16 protein-coding genes are annotated in these 15,815 nt (G+C 58.8%); 12 read left to right on the top strand and 4 right to left on the bottom strand.

All coding sequences use genetic code 11. The annotated features are described in order from the left end of the window. Positions 1–205 precede the first annotated feature (205 nt). The 6 genes from ACP15S_RS09845 to ACP15S_RS09820 all read left to right on the top strand — a co-directional run bounded on the left by ACP15S_RS09845 (position 206) and on the right by ACP15S_RS09820 (position 5,803). Positions 206–415, top strand: a complete 210-nt coding sequence (locus tag ACP15S_RS09845; RefSeq protein ID WP_425039395.1) for a YgaP family membrane protein — start codon at positions 206–208, stop codon at positions 413–415. After that, on the top strand, positions 415–849 hold the full coding sequence (locus ACP15S_RS09840) for a YeeE/YedE family protein (protein WP_425039394.1): 435 nt from the start codon (positions 415–417) through the stop codon (positions 847–849). Before ACP15S_RS09845 ends, ACP15S_RS09840 begins: the two co-directional genes overlap by 1 nt. Before the next feature lie 3 nt (positions 850–852). Then, positions 853–1,290 carry a DUF6691 family protein gene (locus ACP15S_RS09835; protein WP_425039393.1) on the top strand — a complete coding sequence of 146 codons (438 nt, stop codon included), beginning with the start codon at positions 853–855 and terminating at the stop codon, positions 1,288–1,290. A 13-nt stretch (positions 1,291–1,303) separates the two neighbouring features. Further along, positions 1,304–2,188 carry an MBL fold metallo-hydrolase gene (locus ACP15S_RS09830; protein WP_425039392.1) on the top strand — a complete coding sequence of 295 codons (885 nt, stop codon included), beginning with the start codon at positions 1,304–1,306 and terminating at the stop codon, positions 2,186–2,188. Between the two features lie 23 nt (positions 2,189–2,211). Then, complete coding sequence (locus tag ACP15S_RS09825) at positions 2,212–3,891, top strand: TIGR01244 family sulfur transferase (protein ID WP_425039391.1); 1,680 nt, start codon at positions 2,212–2,214, stop codon at positions 3,889–3,891. Positions 3,892–4,093: 202 nt separating this feature from the next. Then, a complete protein-coding gene (locus tag ACP15S_RS09820; protein ID WP_425039390.1) occupies positions 4,094–5,803 on the top strand; it encodes a SulP family inorganic anion transporter in 1,710 nt (569 codons plus the stop codon). Positions 5,804–6,194: 391 nt separating this feature from the next. Here ACP15S_RS09820 and ACP15S_RS09815 read toward each other — a convergent pair whose 3' ends face one another. Beyond that, positions 6,195–7,307 carry a serine/threonine protein kinase gene (locus ACP15S_RS09815; RefSeq protein ID WP_425039389.1) on the bottom strand — a complete coding sequence of 371 codons (1,113 nt, stop codon included), beginning with the start codon at positions 7,305–7,307 and terminating at the stop codon, positions 6,195–6,197. Between the two features lie 232 nt (positions 7,308–7,539). Here ACP15S_RS09815 and ACP15S_RS09810 point away from each other — a divergent pair, with 232 nt between their 5' ends. Continuing rightward, positions 7,540–7,992, top strand: a complete 453-nt coding sequence (locus ACP15S_RS09810) for a Csp1 family four helix bundle copper storage protein (RefSeq protein ID WP_425039388.1) — start codon at positions 7,540–7,542, stop codon at positions 7,990–7,992. Between the two features lie 30 nt (positions 7,993–8,022). On the opposite strand, the gene ACP15S_RS09805 is transcribed toward ACP15S_RS09810, so the two are convergent. Beyond that, positions 8,023–8,526, bottom strand: coding sequence for an L-2-amino-thiazoline-4-carboxylic acid hydrolase (locus tag ACP15S_RS09805; protein ID WP_425039387.1), 504 nt, complete (start codon positions 8,524–8,526; stop codon positions 8,023–8,025). A gap of 62 nt (positions 8,527–8,588) precedes the next feature. On the opposite strand from ACP15S_RS09805, the gene rarD reads away from it, so the two are divergent. Next, on the top strand, positions 8,589–9,521 hold the full coding sequence (rarD, locus tag ACP15S_RS09800) for an EamA family transporter RarD (protein ID WP_425039386.1): 933 nt from the start codon (positions 8,589–8,591) through the stop codon (positions 9,519–9,521). Here the strand turns inward: rarD and ACP15S_RS09795 are convergent. After that, positions 9,416–9,979 carry a TIGR00730 family Rossman fold protein gene (locus ACP15S_RS09795; RefSeq protein WP_425039385.1) on the bottom strand — a complete coding sequence of 188 codons (564 nt, stop codon included), beginning with the start codon at positions 9,977–9,979 and terminating at the stop codon, positions 9,416–9,418. The two genes, rarD and ACP15S_RS09795, sit on opposite strands and share 106 nt — an antisense overlap. Before the next feature lie 107 nt (positions 9,980–10,086). On the opposite strand from ACP15S_RS09795, the gene ACP15S_RS09790 reads away from it, so the two are divergent. The 3 genes from ACP15S_RS09790 (at position 10,087) to ACP15S_RS09780 (ending at position 14,546) form a co-directional block, all read left to right on the top strand. Beyond that, positions 10,087–11,769: a LysM peptidoglycan-binding domain-containing protein gene (locus ACP15S_RS09790; protein ID WP_425039384.1), complete on the top strand. Its 1,683-nt coding sequence runs from the start codon at positions 10,087–10,089 to the stop codon at positions 11,767–11,769. A 78-nt stretch (positions 11,770–11,847) separates the two neighbouring features. Further along, on the top strand, positions 11,848–13,683 hold the full coding sequence (locus ACP15S_RS09785; protein ID WP_425039383.1) for an ABCB family ABC transporter ATP-binding protein/permease: 1,836 nt from the start codon (positions 11,848–11,850) through the stop codon (positions 13,681–13,683). 149 nt (positions 13,684–13,832) lie between these two features. Continuing rightward, positions 13,833–14,546 (top strand): hypothetical protein, encoded by a 714-nt coding sequence (locus ACP15S_RS09780; protein ID WP_425039382.1) that lies wholly within the window; start codon positions 13,833–13,835, stop codon positions 14,544–14,546. Here ACP15S_RS09780 and ACP15S_RS09775 read toward each other — a convergent pair. Further along, positions 14,482–14,691, bottom strand: coding sequence for a DUF6471 domain-containing protein (locus tag ACP15S_RS09775; protein ID WP_425039381.1), 210 nt, complete (start codon positions 14,689–14,691; stop codon positions 14,482–14,484). The two genes, ACP15S_RS09780 and ACP15S_RS09775, sit on opposite strands and share 65 nt — an antisense overlap. A 105-nt stretch (positions 14,692–14,796) precedes the next feature. Between ACP15S_RS09775 and ACP15S_RS09770 the strand changes: the two genes are divergently transcribed. Beyond that, a complete protein-coding gene (locus ACP15S_RS09770; protein WP_425039380.1) occupies positions 14,797–15,759 on the top strand; it encodes an IS1595 family transposase in 963 nt (320 codons plus the stop codon). Positions 15,760–15,815 lie beyond the last annotated feature (56 nt).

Below are 15,815 nucleotides of genomic sequence, written 5' to 3'. Positions count from 1 at the left end.
CGTGCACGGAATCAGGGTGCACAAATTTAGGTTTGGCTTGTCGTGCAGAAGATTTTAAGTGCCGACGTCGGTGGCCACATTGGCGGGTACTTGACAGAAATACACGTCGACCAACGTCATTCGTGCCGAGTTTGGTGACTAGGTCACCGAAGCGTCGGCGCACCCTGTGCGATATCTCCCACAGAGATTCGCAAAGGAGTGAAACATGACCACCAATATGGGAAAATTTGATCGAGGCGGACGCCTCGCGATTGCCGCGGCGCTGCTGGTTCTGGCCCTTGGCACCAGTGTATTGGGCGCAGGTATCCTTTTCTGGCTGGCCCTGATCGTCGCAGGCGTTTTCACGCTGACGGCCTTTGTCAGCAACTGCCCGCTCTACAGCATCATTGGCCTGAAGACGTGTAAGGCATGCTGATGATTGAGACGGCGTTCACACCGATCGCCTCCCTCACGGGGGGCGTTCTGATTGGCATTGCCTCGACGCTTTTGATGCTGACACTGGGTCGTGTGATGGGTGCAACGGGCGTCCTGGCCGGTCTGTTTCAACCGGCCTCATCCGACGACTTCGCATGGCGCGCTGCTCTGCTTGCTGGCATGGTCAGTGGCCCCGCGCTTGTCTGGTTGATCTCGGGAGACATGCCCGCAGTCGAAGTGCCGATTTCTACGGTCGCGCTGATTGTTGGAGGTCTGATCGTCGGGGTCGGCGTGACCTACGGTTCTGGTTGTACGTCCGGCCATGGTGTCTGCGGGATGGCGCGGCTCTCACCGCGCTCCATTGTGGCCACAGTGACATTCATGATCTTCACCGGGCTGACAGTTTACCTCGTGCGTCATGTGTTTGGAGGCTAGAGCATGCGTCTTCTTTCAATATATCTGATCGGCCTCATTTTTGGCGTAGGGATTGCGATCTCCGGCATGGCGAACCCTGCCAAAGTGCTCAATTTCTTCGACATTGCAGGGGCCTGGGATCCATCGCTGATCTTCGTCATGGGAGGCGCGCTGGTCACCACCTTTATCGGCTACAAGATCGTTTTCGGCCGGTCTGCGCCCGTGTTTGAAGATGGCTTCAACCTTCCTGCCCATCGCCGGATTGACGCACGCCTGATCGGCGGCTCTGCTGTCTTTGGCATCGGCTGGGGCATCGCGGGCTTCTGCCCGGGCGGCGCGCTGCCTGCACTTGGGACGGGCCGCTGGGAAGTCTTTGCCTTCACGGGCGCGCTGATCGCGGGAATTTTCCTGGCCAAATTCGTTCAATCCATCGGAGCACCAAAGGCGCAGCCGGCGTCTTGAGGAGGAGAGGCATATGACACACTATCCTGTCGACATCACCGTGAAACCCGACGTTCAGGCCTTCTTTGACGAGGCGACGAACACCATCACCTATATCGTCAAGGACCCCGCATCCAATAGCTGCGCGCTCGTCGATACCGTGATGGATATCGACTACGCCGCCGGTCGCATCACCTTTGATCATGCTGATGAGCTGATCCGCCAGATCGAGACGCAAGGTCTCAAGCTGGAGTGGATCATCGAAACGCACGTCCATGCCGACCACTTGAGTGCGGCGCCCTATATCCAGCAAAAGCTGGGTGGGAAGATCGGCGTGGGATCAAAGATCACTGTCGTGCAGGAAACATTCGGCAAAGTGTTCAACGAAGGCACCGAGTTCGAGCGGGACGGCTCGCAATTCGACGCGCTCTTCGAGGATGGCGACACCTATATGGTCGGCGACATGCAGTGCTTTGCCATCTACACGCCCGGCCATACCCCGGCCTGCATGGTGCACGTCATGGGCGATGCGGCGTTTGTCGGCGATACGCTCTTCATGCCCGACGGAGGCTCCGCGCGCTGCGACTTTCCCGGCGGCTCTGCCGAAGAGCTTTATGACAGCATCCAGAAGGTGCTGGCCCTGCCTGATCAGACACGGCTGTTCATGTGTCATGACTACGGCCCGAACGGGCGCGCAATTGCATGGGAGACGACCGTTGCCGAGCAAAAGGCCGACAACATCCATGTCGGCGCGGGCAAAACCAAGGAAGACTTCGTCAAGTTCCGCACCGAGCGTGATGCGCAGCTGGATATGCCCAAGCTCATCATTCCGTCCCTGCAAGTGAACATGCGCGCAGGCGAAGTCCCGACCGACAAGGACGGCAACCCGATGCTCAAAGTACCGATCAACGGCCTGTAAACACATCCGGACGAGGGACCCACATGGACATGAAGAAAATCACCGACAAGGTTTCGGTCAGCCCGCAAATCACGGCCGAAGACATGGGCGAAATCGCGGCGCAAGGCTTCCGTGCCATCATCTGCAACCGCCCCGACGGTGAAGGCGCGGACCAGCCCTCATTTGAAGAAATCGAGGCAGCTGCCAAGACGGCAGGAATTGAGGCGCGCTATGTGCCGGTCCAATCCGGTATGGTGCGCGATGAAGATGTCGCGGCTTTTGGGGCGGCTTTAAATGAGATCCAGCGCCCGGTGCTCGCCTATTGCCGGACGGGAACGCGTTCTGCCACTCTGTGGTCTTTCCACGAATCCAAGAAGCGCCCCATGCCCGAGATCCTCGCCGCAACCAAGGCCGCTGGCTACGACATGAACGGTGTCGCGCGGCGGATTGCCAATGGCGGCAAGACACCAACTGATACAGGTGATGCGCATTTCGAGGTCGTTATTGTCGGGGCCGGGGCAGGGGGGATTTCTGTCGCGGCGAGCCTGAAATCGCGCAAACCGGGTCTTAAGATCGCTGTGATCGACCCGGCGGACATTCACTATTACCAGCCCGGCTGGACCATGGTCGGCGGCGGCATCTTTGATGCGCAGCAAACAGCCAAGACAATGGGCTCCCTCATTCCTCAAGGCGTGCACTGGATCAAATCAGCGGTGGCCGCATTTGAGCCGCAGAACAACGCCGTCATCCTCGATGGCTGCCGCGTCGTGAAATATGATCGGTTGGTGGTCTGCCCGGGTCTCAAGCTTGATTGGGATGCTGTCGAAGGCCTGGAAGAAACGCTGGGCCGAAATGGCGTGACCTCAAACTACCGTTATGATCTCGCACCTTACACTTGGCAGTTGGTGAAAGATCTGAAAGAGGGCCGCGCCCTCTTCACCCAGCCGCCGATGCCCATCAAATGTGCCGGAGCGCCCCAAAAGGCAATGTATCTGTCTGGTGATGCCTGGCACCGCAATGGTCGCCTGAAAGACATCAACATTCAGTTCATGAACGCAGGCGGTGTGCTGTTTGGCGTGAAGGACTACGTTCCAGCGCTTGAGACATATGTCGAAAAGTATGACGCGACGCTGAACTTTTTTCACAACCTGACAGCCGTTGATGGCGCGGCCAAGACTGCAACCTTCAAGGTCGCCAGGCCGGACACGGATCCGGCCGAGGTCACGGTCGCGTTCGACATGATGCATGTCTGCCCGCCGCAGGTGGCCCCAGACTTCATCCGCGTCTCTCCACTGGCAGATGCGGCAGGTTGGGTCGGTGTGGATCAGGCGACGCTGCGGCACAAGACCTTCGACAATGTCTGGTCTCTTGGGGATGTCATGAACGCGCCAAACGCCAAGACGGCAGCTGCGGCGCGCAAACAGGCACCCACTGTGGCGGACAATATCGTTGCCGATATCGCAGGTCGCTCGCCCACATCCGCTTATGACGGCTATGGATCCTGCCCGCTCACGGTGGAGCGCGGCAAGATCGTGCTGGCCGAGTTTGGCTACGGTGGGGTTCTCAAGCCCAGCTTCCCGTCCTTCCTGCTCGATGGCACCAAACCCAGCCGAGCGGCGTGGTTCCTGAAAGAGACCATGCTGCCCCCGATCTACTGGAAGGCCATGCTGAAGGGTAAGGAGTGGATGGCCAAGCCTGAAAAGATCAAGGTCGCAGCCGAATAAGGCGCGATCAGGACGTCGCGCAACCCTCGCTTCTTGCGCGATGAGTGGCGGACGGTCTCTTGTGCGAACAGAAGAGGCCGTCCGTCTTTATAGCCGCGGCCAGGAAATCTAAAACGTGCCGCTGCTCCAACTTTTGTTTTGATGCGTAATTTGTTCCGAAAACCGCTTTTCGGATTGCGCTCTTGGTTGACGGACCCCCCCCATGTCCCATTCCTTGCGCCGGTTCATTCCAATTTTTGACTGGGGTCGTCAGTACGACCGCAAGGCCTTGTCGAATGACATGATCGCGGCGGTGATCGTTACGATCATGCTGATCCCGCAATCGCTGGCCTATGCGCTGCTCGCGGGTTTGCCGCCCGAAGCGGGCATCTATGCCTCCATTGCGCCGATCATCCTCTATGCGATCTTTGGCACGTCGCGGGCGCTGGCCGTGGGACCAGTGGCTGTTGTGTCATTGTTGACGGCGTCTGCCATTGGCCAAGTGGCCGAGCAGGGCACGACGGGCTATGCCGTCGCCGCGCTAACGTTGGCATTCCTGTCGGGGGGCTTTCTGGTTCTGTTGGGCGTGTTGCGCCTTGGGTTTCTTGCCAATTTCCTGAGCCATCCGGTGGTTGCGGGATTTATCACCGCTTCGGGTATTTTGATCGCCACGAGTCAGCTCAAGCATATCCTTGGGGTTTCTGCCCACGGCCATACGCTCCCCGAAATGATGATGTCGATCTTTGCGCATTTGAACGAGATCAACTGGATCACAGTGATCATTGGGGTGAGTGCCGCGGGCTTTCTGTTTTGGGTCCGGGGTAATCTCAAACCGCTGTTGAAACGGCTTGGCACAGGACCAGTGCTCACCGATCTTCTGTCCAAAGGCGGCCCGGTCTTCGCGGTCGTGGGAACAACGCTTGCCGTGTGGGGGTTCGGGCTGGCCGAACAGGGTGTGAAGACTGTTGGCGATGTGCCGCAAAGCCTCCCACCGCTCACAATGCCGGGCCTGTCCGGCGATCTCGTTGGCACATTGTTGATCCCGGCTATCCTGATCTCCATCATCGGCTTTGTCGAAAGTGTCTCGGTGGCGCAGACACTTGCTGCGAAGAAACGTCAACGCATTGACCCCGATCAGGAACTCATTGGCTTGGGCGCTGCCAACCTCGGGGCTGCCTTTACCGGTGGGTTTCCCGTGACAGGCGGGTTCTCGCGCTCCGTCGTGAACTTCGACGCGGGCGCCGAGACGCCGGCAGCAGGCATTTACACAGCGATTGGCTTGGCCGTCGCCGCCGTGGCGCTGACGCCGCTGGTGTTCTTTCTGCCCAATGCGACCTTGGCGGCGACCATTATCGTCGCTGTTCTTTCACTCGTGGATCTGTCGATCCTGAAGAAAACATGGGGTTATTCTCGTGCCGACTTCATCGCTGTAGCTGCCACGATCCTTCTGACGCTTGGTATGGGTGTAGAGGTTGGTGTGGCGAGCGGTGTGATCGTTTCCGTCCTTCTGCATCTTTACAAAACGTCTCGGCCACACGTGGCTGAAGTCGGTCTTGTCCCGGGCACTCAACACTTCCGCAACATCCATCGCCATGCAGTCGAAACGACACCATCGCTTGTGACATTGCGCGTCGATGAAAGCCTGTATTTCGTGAACGCCCGCTTCCTGGAGGATCTTATCCAGCAACGTGTGACCGACGGCTGTGCGGTGCGCGACGTGGTCTTGATGTGCTCGGCCGTGAATGACGTGGATTACTCGGCGCTGGAAAGCCTTGAGGCGATCAATCTGCGGCTCAAGGACATGGGCGTGCGCCTGCATCTGTCAGAGGTGAAAGGCCCTGTGATGGACCGGTTGAAACGCTCGCATTTTCTGGAGGATATGGGCGGTGAGGTGTTTCTATCGCAATACGATGCCTGGGAGGAACTCAGCTGAGGTCCCGTGTCTCAAGCCGCGGAGCAAACCCAAGGCACCTGGCAAAATGGCCAAAGTCTGTTCTGGGACTACAGAGAACGACCATTTCTTGATGGTCGACATGGAAATGAAAGAAAGAGAGCTTTTGCTTGTTCCGAGGGTCGATGGATTGAGGGGCTGTCCTATCGAAAGTGGGTAAATTGCATGCAATCCAAACCGAAAGGTGCATTCCGCGCCCCAGACGGTTGCTTGCGCAACCGCAGCGAACGCACGCTTTGTCTCGCAAAGCGGCTTGACGCGGCATTCGATGTGGGGTGCAGGAGCCTTGTCGCACCGATGCGACGCAGACAGTGATGGAAGGGATCTGGGTGGGAACAACGCCTCCCGTGCAGGGGCGTCGCTCCCGTCGTGTTCAGGATTGCGTGGGGAAGTAATCCTCGCAGCCACCCTCGCGATAGACATCCGCCGTGCAGCAATGAAGCCCGCCGCCGAAGGCGTAGGCGTCGCGCAGGTCGACCTCGACGACCTCCATGCCGAGCTTGTCCATCTGTTCGGCCTGATAGACCTCGGATTTCTCGACGCAGACCGTCTTGGGATCGAGCACCAGCACGTTCATCGAAAGCCAAGTGGAGGAATAACACAGCGGCGGCGGCGTATTGTGCGCGGGTTGAGCCGCGTCCACGATCTCCCAGTCGTTGTCGTTGAACATCTTGCGCTGATCGTCAGGCAGGCGGCGCTGGGGATTGTTCAGGATGAGGCCGGGGCGCAGGGGCGTGAAGGTCGCGTCGATGTGGATCGGGTAGGGGTCGCCGGGGAAGTTCACGGTATGGACCCGGTGATCGGGGAAGTGGCGGCGCAGCCATTCGATGCCTTTGAGGTTCGTCGTGAACCCGTGTTGCACGACGAGGTCGCGGCCAAAGCGCAGCACGTCGGCGGCGTCAAAAAGCGGCTCTTCCTCCGTCGTGACGAAGAACTTTTCTGCCGCCCATTCCAGCCGCTTGGCATCGCCGATCTTCTCGGAGAGGTAGTCGGGATGGTAATCCGCATCCGTCAGGCGCGGCTTGGGCGCAGCCTCATGGCGGAAGTTGGGGTCCTCTTCCCAGTAGCGCTGCAACAGGGGTCGGTAGTTGAGATATTCAAACCAGCGGCACCGGTAAGACATCGTCGCCTCAAGAATTTCCGAGCCCACTGTCAGCAGCACATCGCGGGGCGGCATGCAGCCGAACTGGCTGTCTGTGTGGAAATCAGGCGTTGTCACAGGTTGGGAATGATCAATGGAGGTGGGCCGATCCACGCGCACGCCACGGGCCTCGAGCTGTGCCGCGAAATTGTCCAAGAGCTCATTGGCCCGGTCAATCGTCTCCTGCGGACGACGGCCCCATTGGCCGCGCATATCGCTGTCTTCGGGGACTTTCGCATCCAGCGCGGGCTCTTCGGGCGGGATGTGGCAATCATCCGCGCGGCCCACGATCACATGTTTGAGCGGGTCCCATTCGTTCCAGCTGTTGACGATTGTTTTCGGCATGTCTGTCTCCCCTCGAGCATCGTCTGTCTTCCAGCGGGGCCTAGGAGATTTGTCGGCGCACGACAAGAGGGGAACAGCCGCAGGGGTGCAAGCAAGGCGACGGGTGCTTGGGGATTGCTGCGCTCTGGAATTTGAGAAATCTCAATTATTCATTCGAAACAAAGGGATAGCTTGTTTTGACACTCTGTCGCCATACCTCTGAACTCTATTGGGACCTTTCGGGAGACAGAATATGAACAGAAGGCATCTTTTTGGTTTGGCAGCAGGGGCTGCAACGGCGGCGACCGCGCTGCGCGCCTCTGACACGATGGATCACGGCGGCCATGATCATAGTGGCCACGACCACTCCGCGCATGGCAAGCATGCGAGCCTCGCCGTTGCGAGTGCGGATTGCGGTGCGAAAGCTGTGGCCTGTCAGGCCCATTGCATCGTGTTGATCAAGGCGGGCGACACGTCGATCATTGATTGCCTCACATCCGTGACAGATCTGGTGCCGACCGCAGCTGCCCTCAAAGCGCTGGCTTCATCTGCCTCACCGCATCTGGGCCACATGGCATCGGCGGCGCGCATGGTGGTCAAAGCATGTGAGACGGAATGCTTGAAACACGCGGAAGACCATGCCGAGTGCAAAGCCTGTGCGGACAGCTGTGCTGCATTGATCAAAGAGATTGACGCCCTGGCGTAACGCGGGGCGGAGCTGTCAGGACGTTAGCCGTCAGCTGTCGCCAAAATCGTAGCGAAACGTACAACAGGACGCGCCCGCCAGAATGGTTTGGGCGCGTTCGAATTTTGCGTCTGGATTGAACCCCTCAATCAGTGCGCCGTCGCGGTTGCAACTCAAGATCGCGCCCAGATCCTCGATGCCCAGACTGCGATACATCTCGGCATATCGACATCGCGTCACGTTGAAGTCCAGATGTCTGCCATCATCGCGAAGAACCTCAATTTCCAAGGCGTTGTTGGCAGTCCAGTATTGAAGCGTATCCTGGAAAGCGCTGCTGTCGGCGCCGTGTTCCTTGGCCAGCGCAGCCCCTTGGTCACGCGCGATGTCGATGATCGTTTCGCGCACCACATCGAGAACCTCAGCGCCAAAGCGGTCGGCCAGCGCAGATATTACAGGTGCCAGAATGCGAGCTTCCGTTTCGCGGCGCAGCAGGACGCCCAATTCCTGCGTCAAGCGATCCGGAGGCGGGGTCTTGGGGCTGTCTGACTTGGTCATGAGAAGTACCTTGCATCCCGGCGCATGGCAGCGCAAGGCTGCGGCAGGCAAAGGGGACGGGGATGCGACGCGAAACGGTTGGTGTGCTGATGATGGTCGGCACGTGCCTCGTCTGGGGGCTCTCGCCACTCTACTATGCTTTGCTCCAACATATTCCGCCGCAGGATGTCCTCGCGCATCGTGTGGTCTGGTCCCTTGTGTTCTTCATGCTGCTTTTGGGCGCGCAGGGGCGGTTGCGCGCTTTGGTGCCACTGCTGGCATGGCGCAGCATTGGCTGGGTGATGCTCGCTGCGGCCTGTATCTGGGCCAATTGGTATACCTTCGTTTGGTCAATCGGGGCCGGGCGGGTGACAGAGGCGTCACTTGGCTATTTCATCTTCCCTCTGGTGAGCGTCGTGTTCGGGGCGGCGCTTTTTGGCGAGCGTTTGGGGCGGTTGCAATGGGTCTCTGTTGCCTTGGCCGCGCTGGCGGTTCTTGTGCTCACACTTGGGCTTGGCGTCCCGCCGTGGATATCGCTCATCCTCGCCGTGACCTTCGGGCTCTATGGGCTGTTGAAAAAGCGCATTCAGGCGGGGCCGGTGGTATCGGTTACGGCAGAAGTTGTCGTCTCATTGCCCTTGGCGCTCGTGCTGTTGTGGGACAGCCCCGAGGGATACGGCGCGTCTATTTCGTGGCGTGATCTGGGGCTTTTGATCCTGTCAGGACCGCTAACCGCGCTGCCCCTCGTGCTATTTTCCGCAGCGACGAAACGCATCCGGCTCGCTACGGTGGGCCTCCTGCAATATCTCAATCCGACATTGCAATTCCTGTGCGCCGTCGCCGTGCTCGGAGAGTCTCTGGGCTTTTGGTACAGCGTGACCTTCCCGGTGATCTGGATCGCGCTGGCGCTTTACTCGGTGGCGGCCTTTGCAGCAGAGCGCAACAGGTCCATGGCGTCTTCGACGCTCGCGGCCACGGACCACAGCCCGCGAAGCGACGCATCGGCAAAGCCTTGATCGATCACATGCTTCAGCAGCGCCAGAAGCGGGTCCCAGTAGCCGTCGATATTCAGGATCACGATCGGCTTCTTGTGGAGCCCCAATTGCGCCCAGGTCAGCGCCTCAAAGACTTCCTCCAGCGACCCGGCGCCGCCGGGCAGAAGGACAACGGCGTCTGAATTCATCAACATGACCTTTTTGCGCTCATGCATTGTCTCGGTCACGACATATGTGGTCAGATCGGTCTTGCCGATTTCCCAGTCCACCAGATGTTGCGGGATGACGCCAAAGGTCTCTGCGCCGGCGGCCTGCGCGCTGCGCGCCACTCGTCCCATGAGCCCGACGTCTCCCGCGCCATAGACAAGTCGCCATCCTGCCGCGCCAAGACCCCGGCCCAAAGCCTCGGCAGAATCTGCATAGGTGGTGCGCGCGCCGTCACGTGAGCCACAATAGACACAGACTGAAAATACGGGCATGGGCAGACCTCACGGGGGTTTTGACCCCGCCTATCGCTGTTGTTAGGGTCGCGCAAGACGGGGCCGCTGTGCGGCTCCTTTTTCCGGCCCGGTCTGGGGGAGGCAAAATGGCTCGGACAGCTCTTCTTGCAGGTGGCGCCGCCGCGACCGCGCTTGTGGTGGCGGGCGCACTTGTCTTTCGACCGGATCCTTCCGCTGTTCAGCAGGGTGAGCCCGCCGTTGCAGAGGCTCCGACGACGGAACCCGCCCAGCCGGAAACGCGCGCACCAGCCGAGAGCGCCGCAGTGGAGACAACTGCGTCTGATGCCGCGGCATCGGCTCCGAGCGCGGCTGTGGAAAGTGCGGCGACGCCAGACCCCGAAACAGAAGTAGAAGCTGAAACTGTTCTTGCGTCAATAGCTCCAAGCTTTGACGTCGTGCGCGTCGAGCCTTCGGGCCAAACCCTGGTCGCGGGGCAGGGTGCTCCGGGAGCAAACATCGTTATTCGATTGGACGGACGCGATACGGCCCAGGTTGAGGCTGATCGCGGCGGGAAATTTGTGAGCTTTCTTGATGTCGCGCCCAGCGATGCCCCACGCGTTATGACCCTTGCCCATTTGGTTGAGGGGGCATGGGTGGAAGGCGAAGACGCGATCATCATTGCACCTGTCATTGTGCAGGTCGCAGAAGCGCCTGCCGTCCCTGCGCCGGACCCATCATCTGAAGAGCCCCAATCGCAAACAATCGCGGAGCTTGACGCTGAAGCAGACAGCGATGAGCAAGACGCCTCGGAGCCAGAGGCATTGCTGCCCGTCGAGGGCGATGAGGTATTGGAGGCCGATGACATCGCGGATGTGACACCCCCTGCGGATGCGCCGCCTCCAGTGACGGAGGCTCCGACGCAAGACAATCCCACCATAGACGTGAGCACCACTGCCGACACAGGCAGCGACGTGGCGCAGGTCCAAGAAACAGCACCTGATCCAGTTGAAACGGCGCAGGCTGACGATCAAATGCGTGTCACAACTTCGGGTGCCGAGGCCGGTTCAATTGTCGCTGCCGCGCCAGAAGCTGAAGTATCGCTGTCTACCTCCGGTTCTGAACCAGAATTAACCGCCAGCGACGTTGCTGATGCCCAACCGGGTGAGACGCCTGCGCAAGAGGTCACAGCTGTCAGGGAACAGGCAGCAGAGCCAAACGCGCCTGCGCCCGAAGTGGCGGCCACCGCGCCAGACGTTCAGGCGCCAGAAACGCCCGTGGAACCTGTGCCTGTTGCGCCTGCGACCACGGTTTCGCCAACAGTGCTGGCGGCGGACGCAGAAGGGGTCCGTGTCCTCCAGGCCCCTCAAGTCACCGATTCCATTGCGCTTGATTCCATCAGCTATGACGATCAGGGGGAGGTGGCTCTGACAGGGCGCGCGCGGGAGGGCTTCGTCCGGGTCTATCTCGACAATACCCCGATCACCACGTCTCGCATTCGCGAAGATGGCTCCTGGCGTATTGATCTGCCGGAAGTGGATAGAGGGGTCTACACGCTCCGCGTCGATGAGGTGGATGCCGAGGGCACCGTCACATCACGCGTGGAGACGCCTTTCAAACGCGAAGACCGCGCCAATCTGGTTGCGCAGGATACCGAGAGCGCAGCGCCTGCGCGGGTGTTGACAGTCCAGCCGGGCAATACGCTCTGGGCCATTGCGCGCGAACGCTATGGCGACGGGGTTCTTTATGTCCGCGTGTTCGAGGCCAACCGGGACCGCATTCGCGATCCTGATTTGATCTACCCCGGGCAGGTCTTTGATATTCCGGATTAAGCCGAACCTCCCGGTGATCTGACAGGAAACGACGCGGGTGACTGGTCATTCCGCCATTGCGGGATTAAATGCTGAGGCATGACAGCCACGGATACCTCTGCCGCAGCCAGCGACACTCCCGAAAAATCCGCCGCGGATATTGCCGCAGAAGAACGCGCCTCCGGCATGCGCACGATCCGGCGCGTGATGCCCTATCTCTGGCCCGAGGGCCGTATGGATCTGCGCCTGCGAGTTGTGCTGGCCATGGCCGCGCTGGTCTTGTCCAAGATCGTTATGGTCACCATGCCGATGCTCTACAAGCAGGCTGTGGATGCTCTGGGCGGAGAGGCCACGAACCTGATGCTGGGTGCGGTGGGCCTGACGGTGGCCTACGGCATGGCCCGGCTCATGGGGAATGGCTTTCAGCAATTGCGCGATGCGCTCTTTGCAGCCGTCGCCCAACGCGCGCTGCGGCAACTTGCACTGGAGACGTTTGAGCATATTCACCGCCTTTCCATGCGGTATCACATCACGCGCAAGACAGGCGGTTTGAGCCGCATCATTGAGCGCGGGGTCAAAGGGGTCGAGTTCCTCCTGCGGTTTCTCTTGTTCTCTATTGGGCCGCTGGCGCTGGAGCTTTTGCTCGTTGCAGGCGTGCTCTTTTTCCTCTTTGACGCGCGGTATCTCGCGGTCGTCGCCGTCACAATCGCGCTCTATGTCTGGTTTACCTTCAAGGTCACTGAATGGCGCGTGAAGCTGCGCCGCGAGATGAACGATCAGGATACGGACGCCAATCAGAAGGCCATCGACAGCCTGCTGAATTTCGAGACGGTCAAGTATTTCGGCGCGGAGGCGCGCGAGGCGCGGCGCTATGACAGGGCGATGGCGGGCTATGAGGCCGCAGCGCTCAAGACATCCTACTCGCTGGCCTTTCTCAATTTCGGCCAGGCGCTGATCATCACGACGGGGCTCGTGCTTGTCATGGTGTTGGCGGCGGTTGGAGTGGAAAACGGGAACCTGACCGTGGGCGATTTCGTCATGGTCAACGCCTATATGATCCAGCTGACCATGCCGCTGAACTTCCTCGGTACGGTCTATCGCGAGATCCGGCAGGCGCTGGTGGATATGGGCGAGATGTTCAACCTACTCGATCAACCCGCCGAGATTGCCGACAAGCCGGATGCGCCTGCGCTGGACGTGAAAGGCGGGGAGGTTACGCTGCGGGATGTGCATTTTGGCTATGACCCGGCGCGCCCCATTCTCAAAGGCGTTGATCTTACCGTGCCTGCAGGCACGCAAGTGGCCATTGTGGGGCCGTCTGGTTCTGGTAAATCGACGATTGGTCGGTTGCTCTTTCGCTTCTATGACGTAACGAAGGGAGCGCTGAGCATCGATGAGCAGGATGTCCGCGATGTGACCCAGACGAGTTTGCATGATCACATTGGCGTCGTGCCGCAGGACACCGTGCTCTTCAATGACACGATCCGCTATAACATCGCCTATGGGCGCGATAATGCGACGGAAGAAGACATCGTGCAGGCGGCGAAAGACGCGCAGATCCACGATTTCATTCTCAGCTTGCCTGAGGGGTATGACACGGCGGTGGGCGAGCGAGGGCTGAAGTTGTCCGGGGGGGAAAAGCAACGCGTGGGCATTGCGCGCACGCTGCTCAAGAACCCGCCGATCCTGTTGCTGGATGAAGCGACATCAGCTCTGGACAGTGAGACGGAGCAAGAGATCAAGGGCGCTCTGGCCCGCGCGGCGGAAGGTCGGACCGTTTTGACCATCGCGCATCGTTTGTCGACGATTGCCGAGGCGGATCAGATTGTTGTGCTGGAGAAGGGCGAGATCGTGGAGCGCGGGACGCATCACGATTTGCTTGCGTCAGATGGACGCTACGCCAGCCTCTGGGCGCGTCAGCAGAACGACGAGTAGTTTGGCGCGCGGGTTTGGGGCTCTGCCCCGCCGCAATCTGCGATTGCGACTCCCCGAGGTATTTTCGGGCTTATGTATCAAACGCACCAAAGGGCGGTGCGGTATGATTGAGACTCCACATCGTACCGTTGCTGCGGCATGGTTCTGGCATGTTCAGAACGCTAAACAATTTTTTCATGCACTTCGAGTGGCGGCTCTCACTGGCAACGGTGATTTGGAGCCTTCTTGTTCCTGCGGGGAGTTTTGCACTGCCAGCCTGGGCGACAAAGGCAACTGGCGTGTTTAGTGAATATGCACCCCTGTCGTGGGTTGTCGCTGGCTTTGGTGGTCTGCTTTGCTATGCGCTAGCGGTTTTTATATACGGCACAGGCCAGCAGCGTTCAGTTAGATCACGCTATGATGCTAAGTTTATGCAAGAAACAGGCGGCATTGACCCGTTGGCGACGGTATTTGAGGCAAAAAGAATATACTTAAACGACTTCGTCCTGCCGTCTAACCCGGTCATTATGGGTAAGACCTTTGTTAATTGTGAGATTGTTGGGCCTGCGAACCTGTATTTAGAAGTCGGAAACGGCATAGATAACGTATGGCCGGACAAAGTGGACGCAGTAGCGTTATCGGGCGATAATAAGTTCTATAACGGCTTTCTGGTCAGGGATTGTAGGTTTCGTGGATGCCGATTCCATAGAACCACATTGTTCTTCGAGCCAAAAGAATCTCTAGCCGTGCAGCATCTTGAATGGCTCAACTGGATATCTCCGCTGCCATCACAAGACCTACATCCCGGAGTCGAGGAACCTACTGCAATCGAAGATCAGTCTGACCGATCGCCGACAAAGACTGAAGAAGAAAAGCAGCACTGAACTTTCCGCGCGACAGCTTGTTGCGCACGTTCGGCTCTTTGTCCCCAATCAGCTCAGCAAGCTGGGCGTAAGTGACGCCTTGCCGCTTCAATTCGGCTTTCAAGATGTTTGCCGCTTTGGATTCCCAATCGCTCTGATCTGGCATGACGCGCCTCCGTTGATGATAAAGGCACTATAAATGTGATATTTGCCATTGTAAACGTGATCTATACGTACTATATTTGTGATATAAGTAATCACAGAGAGTACAATGGCACAGCACTTCCTCCTTTCAGCAGCATCTCGAACGCTTTCTTTGCGCTTGATTTACAAAGCTGGTGAAGATGCTGCGTACCAAACTTTCTGCGAAATGCGCTGGCCTGAAACGGGTGGCGAAGCCGTTTGCCCGTGCTGTGGATTTGATGAGGCGTACAAGATCACCACGCGCCGCAAGTTCAAGTGCAAGGCTTGTCACCACCAGTTTAGCGTCACATCCGGCACAATCTTTGCCTCACGCAAGATGGACTTTGTGGACCTGCTGGCCGCGATCTGCATCATCGTGAACGCATCAAAGGGCGTGAGCATGGTTCAGCTTTCCCGTGATCTGGACTGCCAGTACAAGACAGCCTTTGTGCTGGCCCACAAGCTGCGCGAAGCGATGGCAATGGAAGTCCACACGGGCGAAGTGCTGGAGGGTCACGTGGAGATTGATGGCGCGTATTTTGGCGGTCACATCCGCCCTGAGAACGCCAAGAAGGACCGCAAAGATCGTCGCTTGAAGCGACATCAGACGGGCAAGCGCCGCGTCGTGATCGCCATGCGTGAGCGTGAAGGGCGCACCCTGCCGTTCGTGGGCATGGCGGAGGGCGAAGGCGTAGCGCTGGCAAATGAGAACGTATCGCGCCTGTCCACCATGTCAGCCGACGAAGCCAGCCATTGGGACGAATTGCACATGGGCTGGCACGTTGACCGTGTGAACCACTCCGAGATTTACAGCGACCACGGCAAGCACACCAACATGGTTGAAAGCTATTTTTCCCGCCTGCGCCGCATGGTGCAGGGCCAGCACCACCACGTCAGCCCGCAGTATCTTTATCAGTATGCCAATCACGCGGCATGGCTGGAAGACAATCGTCGCACCGACAACGGGACGCTGGCGCTGGTCGTGGTCAGCAATTCGATGGCCGCGTCCGTGTCGCGGCAGTGGAAAGGTTACTGGCAGCGTTCTGCTTAAATACACCGTTTGTTCATTTGTGTATGTGTCAATATGCGCACTACGTTCAAATTGAA

It is taken from the genome of Primorskyibacter sp. S187A (assembly GCF_049800955.1).
In the GTDB taxonomy this organism is placed as follows: domain Bacteria; phylum Pseudomonadota; class Alphaproteobacteria; order Rhodobacterales; family Rhodobacteraceae; genus JAKVBH01.
Note: the sequence above shows the minus strand (reverse complement) of the source record. Positions and strands in the feature narration are given on the sequence as shown.

What these genes read in the sequence shown, in the direction of transcription:
- ACP15S_RS09845 (WP_425039395.1), top strand. Translation starts at nt 206, where the DNA reads ATGACCACCAATATGGGAAAATTTGATCGAGGCGGACGCCTCGCGATT.
- ACP15S_RS09840 (WP_425039394.1), top strand. Translation starts at nt 415, where the DNA reads ATGATTGAGACGGCGTTCACACCGATCGCCTCCCTCACGGGGGGCGTT.
- ACP15S_RS09835 (WP_425039393.1), top strand. Translation starts at nt 853, where the DNA reads ATGCGTCTTCTTTCAATATATCTGATCGGCCTCATTTTTGGCGTAGGG.
- ACP15S_RS09830 (WP_425039392.1), top strand. Translation starts at nt 1,304, where the DNA reads ATGACACACTATCCTGTCGACATCACCGTGAAACCCGACGTTCAGGCC.
- ACP15S_RS09825 (WP_425039391.1), top strand. Translation starts at nt 2,212, where the DNA reads ATGGACATGAAGAAAATCACCGACAAGGTTTCGGTCAGCCCGCAAATC.
- ACP15S_RS09820 (WP_425039390.1), top strand. Translation starts at nt 4,094, where the DNA reads ATGTCCCATTCCTTGCGCCGGTTCATTCCAATTTTTGACTGGGGTCGT.
- ACP15S_RS09815 (WP_425039389.1), bottom strand. Translation starts at nt 7,307, where the DNA reads ATGCCGAAAACAATCGTCAACAGCTGGAACGAATGGGACCCGCTCAAA.
- ACP15S_RS09810 (WP_425039388.1), top strand. Translation starts at nt 7,540, where the DNA reads ATGAACAGAAGGCATCTTTTTGGTTTGGCAGCAGGGGCTGCAACGGCG.
- ACP15S_RS09805 (WP_425039387.1), bottom strand. Translation starts at nt 8,526, where the DNA reads ATGACCAAGTCAGACAGCCCCAAGACCCCGCCTCCGGATCGCTTGACG.
- rarD (WP_425039386.1), top strand. Translation starts at nt 8,589, where the DNA reads ATGCGACGCGAAACGGTTGGTGTGCTGATGATGGTCGGCACGTGCCTC.
- ACP15S_RS09795 (WP_425039385.1), bottom strand. Translation starts at nt 9,979, where the DNA reads ATGCCCGTATTTTCAGTCTGTGTCTATTGTGGCTCACGTGACGGCGCG.
- ACP15S_RS09790 (WP_425039384.1), top strand. Translation starts at nt 10,087, where the DNA reads ATGGCTCGGACAGCTCTTCTTGCAGGTGGCGCCGCCGCGACCGCGCTT.
- ACP15S_RS09785 (WP_425039383.1), top strand. Translation starts at nt 11,848, where the DNA reads ATGACAGCCACGGATACCTCTGCCGCAGCCAGCGACACTCCCGAAAAA.
- ACP15S_RS09780 (WP_425039382.1), top strand. Translation starts at nt 13,833, where the DNA reads ATGTTCAGAACGCTAAACAATTTTTTCATGCACTTCGAGTGGCGGCTC.
- ACP15S_RS09775 (WP_425039381.1), bottom strand. Translation starts at nt 14,691, where the DNA reads ATGCCAGATCAGAGCGATTGGGAATCCAAAGCGGCAAACATCTTGAAA.
- ACP15S_RS09770 (WP_425039380.1), top strand. Translation starts at nt 14,797, where the DNA reads ATGGCACAGCACTTCCTCCTTTCAGCAGCATCTCGAACGCTTTCTTTG.